This is a genomic window from Sphingomonas paeninsulae (genome assembly GCF_003660165.1).
Taxonomy (GTDB): Bacteria; Pseudomonadota; Alphaproteobacteria; order Sphingomonadales; family Sphingomonadaceae; genus Sphingomonas_O; species Sphingomonas_O paeninsulae.
Window position 1 is genome coordinate 459,979 of sequence record NZ_CP032828.1, and the last position, 14,258, is coordinate 474,236.

Genomic DNA, 14,258 nt, shown 5'->3' on the forward strand with positions numbered 1-14,258 from the left:
CCGTGGTTTATGGGTCGGATCAGGCGGTTACGTTGTCCTCATGGACTATGCCAGCAAGGTCTTCGGCGTATGCTTTTTTCCGTTCGACTTCCATGCCGCGCAGGATCTGGATGCGCTGTGCCTGCGGGCTGCCCGCGCCGTGCATCGATTCGGTCAGATAGCCTACCGCATTGCGACCCAGCGTCATATTTTCGATCAACCGCAACATGCGCTGGCGATGTTCGACGGGTACATTGGCGCGACCCTGAAAATATTTTTTCAGCATCGGTCCGGCAACTTCGTGGTCGAAATCCTGTTCCGATGGCAGCGTGACCATCAGTCCGCCTGCAAGATCCTGCGCCAGACGGCTGATCTCATACGGGAAGCGCGTGACGTTGTGTTTGCAGACGTTAGCGAGCATCGAATCGTTCATGAAAATGCCCGATGGCAGCGGCTTTGCCTCATGGCTCGATGCGATGGCCGACGAATAGATCGTCTCGTTCAAATGGGTCATCTCGACCAGCTTGTCCTTGATATGACCCGCATGATCCGCCCCGTTCATTTCTGCGATGGCGGCGGCCGCACCGACCATGACATCGCCAAGCCCGGTTTTGCAGACATAGGATGCGCGGTGATACGAGGTAAAGCGCGCCACCATGTCCTGCGCGAATTCATGTTCGCCATCCATCAGCACATGTTCGTGCGGGATGAAGACATCTTCGAACACGACCAGCGTTTCCTGACCGCCGAACTTCGCATTGCCCTTGTCAATCTCTCCGGTTTCCATTGCGCGCGTGTCGCATGACTGGCGGCCATAGATGTAGGTCAGTCCCTCGGCATCGCCCGGCACCATCCCGACGATCGCATAGTCGCGGTCGTTCGGACCCATGTTCATGGTCGGCATCACACAGATCCAGTGCGAGTTTAGCCCGCCGGTCATGTGCGCCTTTGCACCCGTGACATAGATGCCCTGTTCGGTGCGCTTGGTGACGTGGAGGAAAAGGTCAGGATCGACCTGCTCGCTTGGCCGCTTCGAACGGTCGCCCTTCGGGTCGGTCATCCCGGCACCAATGATGATGTTGTTCCGCTGCGCGTGACGCATGAACTCAAGATAGCGCTGGTGATACGGCGTGCCGTGCTTGGCATCTATGTCGTATGTGATGGAGTGCAGGACGCTGATCGTGTCGAGGCCTGCACACCGTTGGAAACAGGTGCCGGTCAACTGGCCGAGCCGACGCTGCATCCGGTTTTTCATCACCAGATCCTGCGGCGATCCGACGATGTGGAGAAAGCGGTTCACGCGTGCGTCGATCAGGTCGCTGTGCGCGGTTGCGAGTTCGGGGTCTTCGACCGCCAGATCATAGGTGCGCTTCAGGGCGTTGATCGAGGGACGGATGATGGGATGGTCGACTGGTTCGTCGATCAGTTCGCCGAACAGATACACCTTCACGCCGCGATTGCGCAGGCTTTCGACATAACCGTCGCCATCGACGATCGGCTTGAAGCGCGACCAGCGGCGTTCGGCGGATTCTTCGCGGGGATGGTGCGCGATGGCGTTCATGACAGTTTCTCCTGACGGTGCGCCCGCACGTCGTTCGGCGCGGCGCTATAATTTATAATGCGACTTGCCATTTGCCCCGAACAGGTCAGTATCCGCGATGGAAACTCACTGAAACGGGCGCAAACTTGGCGACGATCGATCGTTATCAGTTCCGGGTGTGTACGAACGGTGCGCGGCGGCGGGGGGCCGATGTCGACCGGCTGTTGCGCGATGCGGGCATCGATCCGGGCGATCTGGACGTGCCGGGGTGGCGCGGCGATGTCACGGCAATGGCGCGGCTGGTGCAAAATATCCGCCTTACGCTCGACGATGAATTCATGGGCTATACTGAACATCCCATGCCAGTCGGTGCGTTCGCATTTGCGTGTCAGGTGGCTCTCGACGCGCCCGATGTGGCGACGGGGCTTCGGCGCGCGGCACGTTTCTATAACCTTGCGACACGCGATATCGTGACCGGGATTGGCGAAGGCGCGCGGTTCATCATCATCGTACATTTCACCGATCCTGCGCTCGATGCGACGCATTACTTCCGTGAATTCTGGCTTCTCACCTGGCATCGCCTCGCGTGCTGGCTGGCGGGGGAAACGGTGCCGATGCTGGACGCGTCGTTCGATTATGGACGGCCACGCGCCTATTTCGAGGAGTTCAAATATATGTTCCCCTGTCCGCACCGGTTCGAGGCATCGCAATTGGCGATCGAACTGGACAGTCATGCGGTGGGCGTGCCGATCCGCAGGACAGAGGCCGAGTTGGTGCAGATGCTGGCTCGCGCTCCGCTCGATATCATGACGATCCCGGCGAGCGATGCGGGTTTGGCACGCCGGGTCCGGTTATTGCTGAATGCAGAGCCTGCGCTTGATGTCGATGCGGTTGCCGCCCGGCTGGGGCTGGGGCCGGACGCGTTGCGGCGGCGATTGCGGGGTGAGGGGATGGGGCTGTCCGCAATCCGCGAAAACGTGCGGCGTGACGCGGCGATGCGCCATCTGTCACGCAGCGGGCAAAGCGTCGAGACGGTTGCCGCCGCGCTCGGGTACGCCGAACCACGATCCTTCACGCGCGCGTTCCGTCACTGGACGGGGATGAGTCCGTCCGAATTCAGGCGCGGGAAGGGGAGTTAATCCAGCGAGCCCGCGCGAACGGATGGAGCCCGCGAACCAATGCTGACATATATGTCTAAGTTGATTAGGTCTGGACAAAAAGCAGGTCTTTAGACAATAGTTCGTCCTGCACTTGCCCTCCTTAAGAGGGGCGAGGCATTTCAGGGACGGGGAGCCAATGACTTTTAAACTTTCGCTATTCTCATGCGTGTCGTCGATCGCGGTCATATGTCTCGGAAGCGCGCCAGCCTTCGGCCAGAGCGCAGCGCCGAGTGCGCCGGAGCAAACCGCTGCTGCTGACGAACCACAAAACGCCGATATCATCGTCACTGGCCTGCGCCGTTCGGCGACGGCACAGGACACCGCCGCTGCGATCAACGTGCTGAGCGCGGAACAGCTTGAAAAGACTGGTGTTCAGGGCACTTCGACGCTGCAATTCCAGACGCCGGGCCTGCTCGTATCGCAGGATCTTGGGCTTCAGACGCAGGTTTATATCCGCGGTATCGGTTCCAATCTTCAGGGGATCGCGACGTCGAACAGTGTTTCGACTTACCTCGACGGCGTTTACCTGCCCAACACGACGCAGACCAACCAGAGCTTCAATGACATCGAGCGTATCGAGGTTCTAAAGGGTCCGCAGGCGACGCTTTATGGCCGCAACGCGACGGGTGGCGCGATCAATATCGTAACGCAGGAGCCAACCGCCGAGATGTCGGGCCGCGCCGACCTCAGCTATGGGAATTACAAAGACGTCAACGCGCGCGGATCGATCTCCGGTCCGGTTATTCCCGACCTGCTGTCGGTTCGCGTGTCGGCGCAGTATGAGAACCGAGATGGTTATTATACCAATCTATATACCGGTAACCGGATCGCCAATTTACAGATCGCGGGCGCTCGCGTCGCGTTGAAGTTCACGCCGTCGAGCAACCTCGATATCCTGCTGCGCACCGATTACACTTATACCGAAAGCGGCGATTTCCTGAAGCTGCGTCCGAGCACGTCGATCTATTACGCGGGCAATCCGCAATATTATTCGAACGATCCCCGCTCGGTCTATTACGATATCGAACCCCAACAGCCTTCGCGCGACTTCGGTGTCAGCGCGACGATCCGCTGGAGCACGCCGCTCGGCAAGTTCACATCGATCACCAGCAATCGCGATTACAAGGTCGGACCAATCTTTTATGATGCCGATCAGGTGCCAAAGCCCGGCACCTATTTCCCGAACGGGGTCGGTGCCATCGGTTCCATCGTGAAATCGAACTCGATCTATCATGAAACATATCTGTCGACCGACGAAAAGCGCCCGCTTTCAGCAATCATCGGCGGCACATATTTTCATGAAGATGCCGAGGAATTCAAACGCCAGCTTGGGCCGAGCCTCGCCGTTCCAAATGCTTTCACTGATCGCTACGCAAAGAGCGAAGCCTTTTCCGGCTATATCGACGCCAAGCTGAAACTCGGAGAGTTCAGCATCGTTGGCGGTGTGCGCTATACCAAGGAAACCAAGACTTACGATTTCCGGCGTATCGATCCTGCGCAGGCAAGCACGTTCAACAGCCGGAGCGACAGCAAATGGTCGCCGCGTGTCGGTGTCGAATTCCGGCCTACGCCCGACCTGCTGGTTTATGCGACTGCAACCAGCGGCTTCAAAAGCGGCGGCTTCAATACCGATGTGCCGACCAACAGCTTTGGGCCGGAGAGCATCTGGTCGTATGAAGGCGGCTTCAAGGCAACGCTGTTCGACCAGCGCGTCCGCTTTAACGCATCCGGCTTTTATTACGACTATAAAGACATTCAGGTTCTGCAATATCTGACCGTTGACGGCGTGATCTCTCCGATCATCACGAACGCGGGAACGGCGAAGCTTTACGGAACGGACGTGACGCTTGATGTCAGGGCGGCGCGCAATTTCACGGTCGGCGGCGGCCTTTCCTACCTGCATTCGGCGTTTGGATCGGCGCTGTTCTGCGATCCGCTTCGTGGTTCGTGCACCAATGCCAATCCGGCGTTGCGGCCGTTCTACAATGTGGAGGGCAATCGATTGACGCGGGCGCCGAAAATCTCGGCGACTGTGAATGCCGATTATAAGATCGAGCTCGATTCGGGTGACATCTCGCTGCACGGCGACGGTTCGTATCGTTCGCGGACCTATTACACTGTCTTCCAGAACCCGATCTATTCGGCTTCCGGTTTCTGGCTGTTCGGCGCGAACGTTCGTTATTCGTCACATGCGGGCTGGTTTGTCGAAGCTTATGGCCAGAACCTGACCAATAAGCTGGCAATCACGCAGATCATCAACAGTTCGCCGCTGCGTAATCCATCGACGGGCGTCATCATCGCTGGCACACCTGCGGAATTCGATCGCTACTCGCCGCCCCGTACCTTCGGGGTTCGCGTCGGCGTGAAGTTCTAAAGGTGAAGCAGGGCGCGATTCCGCAGGGCGTGGCTGACGAGGAAGCCTATCCCAACACGCGGGTCGCGTGGACGGCCGTTGGCGTCCTGCTGCTGCTTTATGCCCTGGCCTTCGTGGACCGGCAGATCATCTCGTTAATGGTCGGCTCGGTGCGGGCCGATCTGGGGGTCAGCGACTTCCAGATCGGGCTGCTACAGGGTTTTGCGTTCGCTCTCTTATATGCGCTGTTCGGATTGCCGCTCGGGCTTGCGGTGGACCGCCTGAACCGGCGGCGCGTGATCTTTGTCGGTGTCATCGTCTGGGCGGCGGCAGCCACGGCTTGCGGCCTTGCGCGGACATTTCCTGAATTGCTGGCCGCTCGTTTGCTGGTCGGTGCGGGAGAAGCGGCGCTCGCGCCCGCTGCCTATTCGATGCTCAGCGACCTGTTCCCGAAAAAGCGTCTGACGCTGGCGCTCTCAATTTTTACGATCGGTGCACAGCTTGGCGCGTCGCTGTCGCTCGCTATCGGCGGATTTATCGTCGAAGCTGCAAAGGACGGTGTGACTCTGCCGATCCTTGGTGCGGTTTCGGCGTGGCGGTTTGCATTTTTGGTGACGGGCCTTCCCGGGCTTGGACTTGCCTTTCTGGTGTTCCTGATTCCCGAACCGGTGCGGCGCGGGGCCGGCAAATTCAGTGGCACATGGCGTGAGCTGTTCATATTCCTGCGCACCAATATCCGGTTTTTCGCGTGCCACTTCCTTGGCTTTTCGTGCATCATGGCGATGGCTTATGCGCGCCTCGCGTGGCTTCCGACTTACTTCCAGCGCCATTTCGGATGGCCGGTCGGGCAGATCGGCCTTGTGCTCGCGGTCTTCGGTTTCGTGACCGGTGCGCTGGCGCTGCCGCTGACCGGGGCGATTGTCGATCGCTGGTATTCGCGGGGTATCGCCGACGCGCATTTCCGCTTTTACGTTTACGGCGGGATCGTCGCTACGGTTTGCGGCACCGCCTGTTTCCTTATGCCGACGCCGACGCTGTTCTTCATATTGGCCGGGCTTGCGACCATCCCGCTGGGCATGGCGGCGATTGCGGCAGGCGCGATCCAGATCGTCACGCCCCCTGCGCTTCGGGGGCGGATGTCAGCGATTTACCTGCTGTTCACAGGTCTTGCGGCGCTGACGGTGGGTCCGGCGATTGTCGGCGTTTTCACCGACCTCGTGTTCAAGGATGATGCGCTGATTCACCTTTCGCTGGCATCGAGCAACCTCGTTCTGGGGCCGATCGCCACGCTCGCCTTCATTCTTGGCCTCGCGCCCATGCGCCGTGCGGTTGCGGCGGCCAACCTGCGCAACGAGTAAACGCCGCGCAGGCTTTTATCGCTACCGGCCGAGCATATCCTTGGCGATGACGATCTTCATGACCTCCGACGTTCCCGCGAAAATGCGAAAGATGCGGGCGTCCTGATAAAGCTGGCAGATCGGATATTCCTGCATATAGCCGGCCGACCCGTGAAGCTGGAGGCATTCGTCGACAACGCGGCCCTGCACTTCGGAGGTCTTTAGTTTCAGGGCAGCCGCTGTCGCCTGATCGAGTTGCCCTGCGTTGAACAGTCGCACGCAATGGTCGAGGAACGCCTGACACGCGTCGACTTCGGTCCGCATTTCGGCGAGCTTGAACTTGGTGTTCTGAAAATCGGCAACGGTCTGGCCGAACGCTTTACGTTGCGTGACGAAATCGATGGTCAGTTCGATCGCCTTTTGCGACCACGGCAGCGACTGGGCCGCCGTCGTCAGGCGTTCCTGGGCCAGACCGCCGCGCATATAATCGAACCCCTTGGCCGCATCGCCAAGCACATGGATAGGCTTTAGCACGACGTTTTCGAAGATCAGTTCTGCCGTATCCTGCGTATGAAAGCCCAGCTTTTCGAGCTTTCGCCCGTTGCTGAAGCCCGGCATCCCGCGTTCGACGAGGAACAGGCCAAGCTGGCGCTTGTTATTCACCTCGGTCTTGGCCGCGACCACGAACAGTTCGGCGATCAGGCCGTATGAGATATAGGTCTTGGCACCGTTCAGTACCCATGTGCCGTCGGGCTGTAAGTCGGCGCGGGTCTTGAAACCGGCGATGTCGCTGCCCGCGTCGGGTTCGGTCATCGCGATGCCGCAGATCATTTCACCGCTGGCGAGTTTGGGCAGATAGTGGCGCTTGGTTTCTTCGCTGCCGTATTTGCCGACATAGGGGGGCGCATTGCGGTTGAGTGCGCCGGTCCAGATCCCGGATTCGAGGCTGTGGGCCACCTCCTCCATCATCACCTGATCGTAGCGGAAATCGGTGAGGCCAAGGCCGCCATATTCCTCGGGAACCCATGAACTCAGGAAACCCTGTTCACCCATTTTCCGGTAAAGCTCGCGATCAACCATGCCCTCGGCGCGATAACGCGCGCGGTTCGGTATCGCTTCACGTTCGAGGAACGTGCGGAAGGTGTCGCGAAAAGCCTCATGCTCTTCCTCATAGTGATTTCGGATCATCATCGTGTTGTATTCCTGTGAGTTCAGAGATCGGCGAAGCGCGGCGGGCGCTTTTCGCGGAAGCTGGCGATGCCCTCGACGAAATCGTCCGAGCCGAGGCGCTCGATCAGCAAATCATGGGCTGTGCGCGCGGCATCGCCAAAACTTTCGTCGGCACCGTCGAACAGTTGCTGCTTGATGAGGCGCACCGCCTGCGGGGCCGAGTTGGCGGCAATGTCGTGGGCATAGGCGATTGCCGCATTGAGCAGCGCGTCGGGTTCCTCGATCCGACTGACGAGGCCGATGCGCAGGGCTTCTTCGGCCCCGAGCATACGGCCCGACATCAGCAAGTCGGATGCGAAATTGCGACCGACCAGACGGGGTAACAGCCACGCAAGCCCTGCCTCTGCCGGAAGGCCACGCTGCGGAAACGCCGCGCCGAATTTTGCGGTCGTGCTGGCAAAACGGACGTCACACGCGGCGGCCAGCACAAAGCCGACGCCGACACACGGCCCGTTTATCGCGCCGATCACCGGCTTCGGCATGGCGAGCGGGAAAGTGTAGGTGCTGGCGGTATCGGCGGACAGACCAAGGCCGGCATAGGCTGTCGACAGCGTGCCGGGTCTGGGCACGTCGTAATTGGTGCCGCGCCCTTCCGCCAGCCGATCGAGCCGGGTCAGATCTGCGCCAGCACAAAACCCGCGTCCCGCGCCGGTCAGCACGATGGCGCGCGCCTCTTTCGATCGGAACGCGGCGATGAACGCTTCATCGAGCGCAGGGTGCATCGCGTCGTCGAGTGCGTTTAAGCGCTCGGGTCGGTTCAGCGTGATGACGCCGACGCCATCGCTGACGTCGAAACGAACGATGTCGTTCATGCCGCCGCCGCGTCCCGCCAGCCGAAGCGGGGCGCATAGCCGATCAGTTCGTGCGCGCGTTTTGAGGACAGCAGCGATACATCGCCGTCGAGCGGCCCACGGATCGGCGTGTCGGGAAAATGCGTGGCGGCAAGTTCGGCGCTCGCATGGCCTGTAATATTGTCGGTCGCCGCGATAATCATGCGTTCGTGACCGCCAAGGTTGGTTTCAACCGCAAGCCGACATGCTTCGCCCGCGTCGCGCGCATCGACATAGCCCCAGACATTGAACTTGCGGTGTCCCGGTTTCGCCGCAGCGCCGGGTTGCTGCGCATAGTCGGCGGCGTCGAACACGTTGGAAAAACGCAGCGACGCGATCGACATATCGGGATGCCACCGCACGATCTGGTCGGCCATTTGTTCGCCAAGGAACTTGGCGAGCGAATAGGACCAGTTGGGCAAATCCGGGTGCGTCTCGTCGATCGGCAAAAAGGTTGGCGGCGTGTTGAACGGCAGCCCGAGGATCGTCTCGCTCGACCCCCATGCGATCCGTTTGATGCCCAGTCGCGCGCAGGCGGAAAAGACATTGTAGGTCGATACCGTGTTGACGTCGAAGATCCGGGCATCGTCGGAGAGGCCGGGGGCGGGGATGCCCGCAAGGTGAACGACCGCGTCGGGGATTTGCGGCCCCGGTGCCATGCCGAACATCGTATCTATCCCGGACAGGGCGCCCAATACCGCGCCGAAATCGGTGCAATCGACCGCTGCGGTGCGCACGCCATCGAGGGTCGCGGCGCGCAGGTCCAGCCCGACGACGCGGTGACCCGCAGCTTTTAGCGAGCGCACCGCCTCCCGCCCAATCTTGCCCGCGCTGCCGGTGACGACGACCCGCATCGGTGCGCTCATGTCCGCACCGACACGCGACCGGTGAACCGCATTGGAAAGGTCACCCCCGTGACGACATGGGGCACATAGGGTGCCTCAAGTGCTTTGACCTCGTCAGGCGTCAGCACCAGATCGAGCGCCGCAACGGCGTCGTCCAGTTGCGCCGCCTTCGACGCGCCCACGATGGGCGCAGTGATTTCGGGCTTCTGCAGCAACCATGCCAGCGCAACCTGCGCCGCCGGAACGCCGCGCGCGGACGCGACCTTCAGCACCGCGTCGATCACCGTCGCATCCTGTTCGGCGGTCCGCGCATAGATTGCCTTGCCGAACTCATCGGTTTCCGATCGGGCAGTCTTTACATCAAGCGGTCGGGTCAGCTTGCCGCGCGCCAGCGGGCTCCACGGAATGACACCGACGCCCATATCGGCGCACAGCGGCAACATCTCGCGCTCTTCCTCGCGATAGATCAGGTTGACCTGCGGCTGCATCGAAACGAACCGCGTCCATCCGTTCAGCGTCGCGGTATATTGCGCCTTTGAAAACTGCCACGCCGCCATCGAAGAGGCACCGATATAGCGCGCCTTGCCCGCCTTCACGATGTCATGCAGCGCCTCCATCGTTTCCTCGATCGGCGTTTCGGGGTCGAAGCGGTGGATCTGGAACAAGTCGATATAATCGGTATCCAGCCGTTTCAGGCTGGCATCGACTGCGGTGAACAGCGCCTTTCGCGACAGGCCGCCGGTGTTGGGGGCGTTGCGCCACGGAATATAGGCTTTGGTCGCGATCACTACCTCGTCGCGATTGGCGAAGTCGCGGAGCGCGCGGCCGGTGATTTCCTCCGACGTGCCGGCCGAATAGCCGTTGGCGGTGTCGAAGAAGTTGATCCCCGCCTCGAGTGCCTGCCGAAAAAAGGGTCGGCTCGCCTCTTCGTCGAGCGTCCATTCATGCTGGCCCGCCTGCGCAACGCCATAGGTCATGCAGCCGAGGCAGAGGCGCGACACGCGCAGCCCCGTTTTGCCGAGCATCCTGTATTGCATTGCACTCTCCTTCGCCCGTTTGGACTTTGCCCGCGATGGACAACCTGTCTATCTATGTGAACTATGCCATAACAGCGACGGTCCTCAAGTCGATAGCGCGCTTGCGCGAAAGGCTCCGGGTGGGCCAATTCTATTGTAACTGGGCCAGATGTAACCGGGCGGGATAAATGAAACAGTTTTTCGATTTACGCGCGACCCACAATCCACACCGCTGGTATCTTCCCGTCACCGTCGATATCTGCGTCGGCCTGCCCGAACGGCGTTTCCTGTTCGGTGGCGTGGGACTGGCCGCGGCGATCAGCGCACTCGAACAGACGTGCGGCCGACCGGTGATCTGGGCAACGGCGCATTATCTGTCGTTCGCAAAGCCGGGGTCGGTCGTAGATCTGGACGTATGGGTACCGGTTGAGGGAAACCAGACCAGTCAGGCCAATGTGATCGAACATGTCGATGATCGAAAGATTATCGCGGTCAGCGCCGCGCTCGGTTCGCGCGACAGCCCGATCTCCGACCAGTGGATCGCGATGCCCGATGTCCCCGGCCCCGATGACTGTCCGGAAGTTCGCAGTTGGCGCGATCATGGTGGCGATGTTCGCGACCGGTTCGAAATCCGCCTCGCCAGTGGTCGTTATCCGACCGGGGAGCCGCCGGTCGGGCGCGGCGATACCGGCCATGTGCGGTTCTGGCTGCGTTCGCGTGACGGTTTGCCGGTGGATTCGCTTATGCTCGCTATTGCCGCCGACTATGTATCGGTCGCCATCGGCAACGCGATTGGCGAGGAATCGGGGGGCAACAGCCTTGATAACACCATCCGATATGCGCGCATCGTGCCGTGCGAATGGATGCTGTGCGATGCACGGATCGAGAGCGTCCATTCGGGCATCGTGCACGGTGGAATGTATCTGTTTTCAGAGGATGGCGTGCTGATGGCGACCGCCAGCCAGTCGTTGATCCTGCGTACAGACATGAGGGGCAGATAGGGACGGGCAGAGGGGCGAGATAGCGTAACAGGGTGTCAGAGCCGGGTCCGCAACCTCTGCTGCGGCCAAATATAAAGGATATGGATGATGGGTAAATTGGATGGACGCGTCGCAATCGTAACGGGCGGCGGGCGCGGGATCGGCCGCGCGACCGCGTTGCGATTTGGAGCGGAAGGAGCAAAAGTCGTCGTCGCGACCCGCACCGCAGCACCGGGTCAGGAAGTCGTCGATGAAATCGTCGCGGGCGGTGGAGAGGCGATGCTGGTGACGCTTGATATTGGCGAACGGGCGGCGGTGCGTGCGCTGATCGACCAGACCGCTGCGCATTTCGGGCGTATCGACATCATCCTGCACAACGCCGCTTATCTGACTCCGGCGAAGCTGGCCGATATGCCCGACGATGTGCTCGACAAGATGTTCGATGTCGGCGTGAAAGCTGTGTTCTGGCTGACGCACGATGCATTGCCGTGGCTGAAAAAAAGCCCTGCGGCGCGTATTCTTGTCACCTCCTCGGTTGCGGGCAATCAACGCTCGTTGCCGGGTCGGGTGCATTATGGGTCGGTGAAGATGGCGGTGACGGGCTTCGTGCGTGGTGCCGGTCTGGAACTGGCGCAGCACGGTATCACGGTCAACGCGATTGAGCCGGGCCTGACGCGGTCGCACGCGCTGACCAGCATGGCGACCGAGGAACAGATCGTCGCGATGGGGGCTGCCATTCCCATCGGTCGCGCCGGTTATCCCGAAGAAATCGCCGCAGGTTTCCTGTTTCTAGCGTCCGACGATGCGGCCTATATGACCGGGCGGACGATTACGATGGACGGCGGCAACTCGCTTGGCGATGCGGGAGGTCTGCTGATCGAGCGCGACGAATAACGCGCTTGGTTCAGGGTTCCGCCGATCCGGCAGAACCCTGAAATCCACATAATTGGCGATTATGGAGTTTGCAAACCTGTTCCCCAAACGTCGGCAAGTGGGGGAAAGCGGTCCGGCAGGTTTTAGCGTAGAGTTGGTAAATGCCGCCATTCGATTGCTCGGAGATATTTTCCATGTCGTCGTATCTGTCGTAGCTGCATTGCTTATGTCATCCACCGAGGGCGCTACATGACCCCAATAACTATCACCGGTCAGCAGAAGTGACCCTCGAAGAAGCCGCCCAGCTCTCTTCAATCATTTTCGGTGAGGCCTTCGAGGGAGAGGATTTAAGCGACTTCCCATTGTACGAAGTGCGGTTCAACGGCTGTGTGTTCCGCAACTGTATTTTCGATACAAATAGGTTCGGCGGCTCTCACTTCATCAATTGCCGCTTTACCCATTGTTCCTTTCGTGACGCCGAGTTTAAGGAGTGCACGTTTTACGACGCCGAAGGGGCCAAAGGGTCCGAGTGGGCTTTTTGCGATCTGTCGCACACCCGGTTCGTCAAATGCGATCTCGGTGCCAATAAGATTACGAAGAGCAAAGGGTTTTTGCTAGAGCTGACTGATTGCAGCGCCGTAGAGATGCACCTCGATCTCGAAGTTCATCGCCGCGTCGTCCAGCGAAACGTGATCGGCGGTATTCGCTGTTTCAAGACGAAAATGCAGGGTTCAATCCTCCGCAAATGTGACTGGGAAGAAAGCAGGTTTGAGCAATGTGATCTGCGCGAAGCAGATTTTTCTCATAGCAGACTGACCGGCGTCAGCTTCCTCAACTCGTCTCTCAACAATGCCAGCTTCGATGAGGCTATCCTCAATGAAGCGACCATCGCCCACGCGGGGATTGAAGGATTAGACCTTAATTTAACCCGATCTTACGACAACCTCATCGTCAGCCGCGACCAGCACGATGCGATCCTGAACAATTTCTCGATCCGGACAGCTAATTGAATGGCTGTTTTTCGGCGACTCGTCGCATGATCCGGGGCCAGACATTGGAGCGTGCGGAAGTCGAGAGGTTAGCGTTGCGAGGAGGGCCACAGCATCTCTCAGACTGTGATCTTGAAGATGTTTGTCTCACCAAGATCAATCTTGCTGGATGGAGCTTTGAGCGGTGTAACGTACGCAAGAGCGACCTTTCACGCCGAAAACGCTGGGATATACCTTTGTTTACAAGGATATATCCCTAAACCATGGCATCCAAAATGCTTTGTGACAGCGGGTTTGGCTCTCTCATGCGGATCATCGCTTCCTGAACGACCGTCGCGACAAGGGTGCCGTCCTGACCATAGATCGTGGATCGGCTCAGCCCGCGCTCGCCCGAGGACGAGGGCGTCTCCATGTCGCACAGATGCCAGTTGGTGAAATCGAAGGGACGGTGGAACCAGATCGCGTGATCGAGGCTGGTAAACTGGAATTCGGGCGTGTCCCACGTCACCGGATGCGGTTGCACGATGGTGGGCAACTGGGCGAAGTCGGACGCATAGGCGAGCGCAGCCTGATGAAAACGGATTTCGGGACCAAGCGATTGCTGGCTTCGGAACCATGTCTGGTGTCGCGGTGGCAGGGTTTCCACATCGAAACCCGGTCGCGGCAACCTGACGTTGCGCAATTGAATGCCGACCGACACACCCCGCAGATCGTCGTCGATCAGCGTTTCCGGGGCGGGCGCAGCGGGCAGGGGTGCCTGATGTTCGAAACTCGGTCCCGAAGGACGCTGGAACGACGCCAATAGCTCCAGGATCGTCCGCCCGTCCTGCATCGCCGAAACATGGCGCGTTGCAAAGGCACCACCGTCCCGCGTCCGGTCAACGCGGAAAAGAACCGGTTTTGCCGGATCGCCGGGGTGGATGAAATAACAGTGTAGCGAATGGCAGACGCGATCGCCGACGCTGTCATAGGCGGCAAGCAGACTTTGCGCGACCGCGGCCCCGCCGAATATCCGAAAGCCGTCGTCGCGCGGTGCATGGCCGGTGAAGAGATCAGCGCCGGTTCGCTCCAGCGCCAGCATTTCAATCAGTGTTTTCACAGGCGGAACCACAAGCGATTCAGCCAT

12 protein-coding genes are annotated in these 14,258 nt (G+C 59.9%); 6 read left to right on the forward strand and 6 right to left on the reverse strand.

Going from position 1 to position 14,258, the window contains the following annotated elements; translation table 11 throughout:
• Positions 1-19 precede the first annotated feature (19 nt).
• Positions 20-1,540 (reverse strand): 4-hydroxyphenylacetate 3-hydroxylase family protein, encoded by a 1,521-nt coding sequence (locus D3Y57_RS03405; RefSeq protein ID WP_121151343.1) that lies wholly within the window; start codon positions 1,538-1,540, stop codon positions 20-22.
• Between the two features lie 125 nt (positions 1,541-1,665).
• Here D3Y57_RS03405 and D3Y57_RS03410 point away from each other — a divergent pair, with 125 nt between their 5' ends.
• From D3Y57_RS03410 to D3Y57_RS03420, 3 genes are all read left to right on the forward strand, one after another.
• Positions 1,666-2,658: an AraC family transcriptional regulator gene (locus D3Y57_RS03410; RefSeq protein WP_162986918.1), complete on the forward strand. Its 993-nt coding sequence runs from the start codon at positions 1,666-1,668 to the stop codon at positions 2,656-2,658.
• 157 nt (positions 2,659-2,815) lie between these two features.
• Entirely contained in the window at positions 2,816-5,053 is a 2,238-nt protein-coding gene (locus D3Y57_RS03415; RefSeq protein WP_121151347.1) for a TonB-dependent receptor, read from the forward strand.
• A 2-nt stretch (positions 5,054-5,055) separates the two neighbouring features.
• The gene (locus D3Y57_RS03420) at positions 5,056-6,390 is read left to right on the forward strand and encodes an MFS transporter (RefSeq protein WP_162986919.1); all 1,335 of its coding nucleotides are present in this window, start codon (positions 5,056-5,058) and stop codon (positions 6,388-6,390) included.
• A 21-nt stretch (positions 6,391-6,411) separates the two neighbouring features.
• Here the strand turns inward: D3Y57_RS03420 and D3Y57_RS03425 are convergent, their stop codons facing one another.
• Genes D3Y57_RS03425 through D3Y57_RS03440 form a run of 4 tightly spaced genes read right to left on the reverse strand, consistent with a single transcriptional unit; the run spans position 6,412 to position 10,311 of the window.
• Complete coding sequence (locus D3Y57_RS03425; RefSeq protein ID WP_121152099.1) at positions 6,412-7,557, reverse strand: acyl-CoA dehydrogenase family protein; 1,146 nt, start codon at positions 7,555-7,557, stop codon at positions 6,412-6,414.
• A 23-nt stretch (positions 7,558-7,580) separates the two neighbouring features.
• Positions 7,581-8,411, reverse strand: a complete 831-nt coding sequence (locus D3Y57_RS03430; RefSeq protein ID WP_121151351.1) for an enoyl-CoA hydratase-related protein — start codon at positions 8,409-8,411, stop codon at positions 7,581-7,583.
• Entirely contained in the window at positions 8,408-9,283 is an 876-nt protein-coding gene (locus D3Y57_RS03435; RefSeq protein ID WP_205590031.1) for an NAD-dependent epimerase/dehydratase family protein, read from the reverse strand. Before D3Y57_RS03435 ends, D3Y57_RS03430 begins: the two co-directional genes overlap by 4 nt.
• 8 nt (positions 9,284-9,291) lie before the next feature.
• A complete protein-coding gene (locus tag D3Y57_RS03440) occupies positions 9,292-10,311 on the reverse strand; it encodes an aldo/keto reductase (protein ID WP_121151355.1) in 1,020 nt (339 codons plus the stop codon).
• Positions 10,312-10,478: 167 nt separating this feature from the next.
• Between D3Y57_RS03440 and D3Y57_RS03445 the strand changes: the two genes are divergently transcribed.
• From D3Y57_RS03445 to D3Y57_RS03455, 3 genes are all read left to right on the forward strand, one after another.
• Positions 10,479-11,291 (forward strand): acyl-CoA thioesterase, encoded by an 813-nt coding sequence (locus tag D3Y57_RS03445; protein ID WP_121151357.1) that lies wholly within the window; start codon positions 10,479-10,481, stop codon positions 11,289-11,291.
• An 84-nt stretch (positions 11,292-11,375) separates the two neighbouring features.
• Positions 11,376-12,164 (forward strand): SDR family NAD(P)-dependent oxidoreductase, encoded by a 789-nt coding sequence (locus tag D3Y57_RS03450; RefSeq protein WP_121151359.1) that lies wholly within the window; start codon positions 11,376-11,378, stop codon positions 12,162-12,164.
• 260 nt (positions 12,165-12,424) lie between these two features.
• Positions 12,425-13,153, forward strand: coding sequence for a pentapeptide repeat-containing protein (locus D3Y57_RS03455; protein WP_121151361.1), 729 nt, complete (start codon positions 12,425-12,427; stop codon positions 13,151-13,153).
• Between the two features lie 235 nt (positions 13,154-13,388).
• Here the strand turns inward: D3Y57_RS03455 and D3Y57_RS03460 are convergent, their stop codons facing one another.
• Positions 13,389-14,231: an acyl-CoA thioesterase gene (locus D3Y57_RS03460; protein ID WP_239025723.1), complete on the reverse strand. Its 843-nt coding sequence runs from the start codon at positions 14,229-14,231 to the stop codon at positions 13,389-13,391.
• Positions 14,232-14,258: the final 27 nt, after the last annotated feature.

Coding starts and splice junctions, on each gene's coding strand:
- D3Y57_RS03440 (WP_121151355.1), bottom strand. CDS start 10,311: ATGCAATACAGGATGCTCGGCAAAACGGGGCTGCGCGTGTCGCGCCTC.
- D3Y57_RS03405 (WP_121151343.1), bottom strand. CDS start 1,540: ATGAACGCCATCGCGCACCATCCCCGCGAAGAATCCGCCGAACGCCGC.
- D3Y57_RS03415 (WP_121151347.1), top strand. CDS start 2,816: ATGACTTTTAAACTTTCGCTATTCTCATGCGTGTCGTCGATCGCGGTC.
- D3Y57_RS03425 (WP_121152099.1), bottom strand. CDS start 7,557: ATGATCCGAAATCACTATGAGGAAGAGCATGAGGCTTTTCGCGACACC.
- D3Y57_RS03450 (WP_121151359.1), top strand. CDS start 11,376: ATGATGGGTAAATTGGATGGACGCGTCGCAATCGTAACGGGCGGCGGG.
- D3Y57_RS03435 (WP_205590031.1), bottom strand. CDS start 9,283: ATGCGGGTCGTCGTCACCGGCAGCGCGGGCAAGATTGGGCGGGAGGCG.
- D3Y57_RS03445 (WP_121151357.1), top strand. CDS start 10,479: ATGAAACAGTTTTTCGATTTACGCGCGACCCACAATCCACACCGCTGG.
- D3Y57_RS03430 (WP_121151351.1), bottom strand. CDS start 8,411: ATGAACGACATCGTTCGTTTCGACGTCAGCGATGGCGTCGGCGTCATC.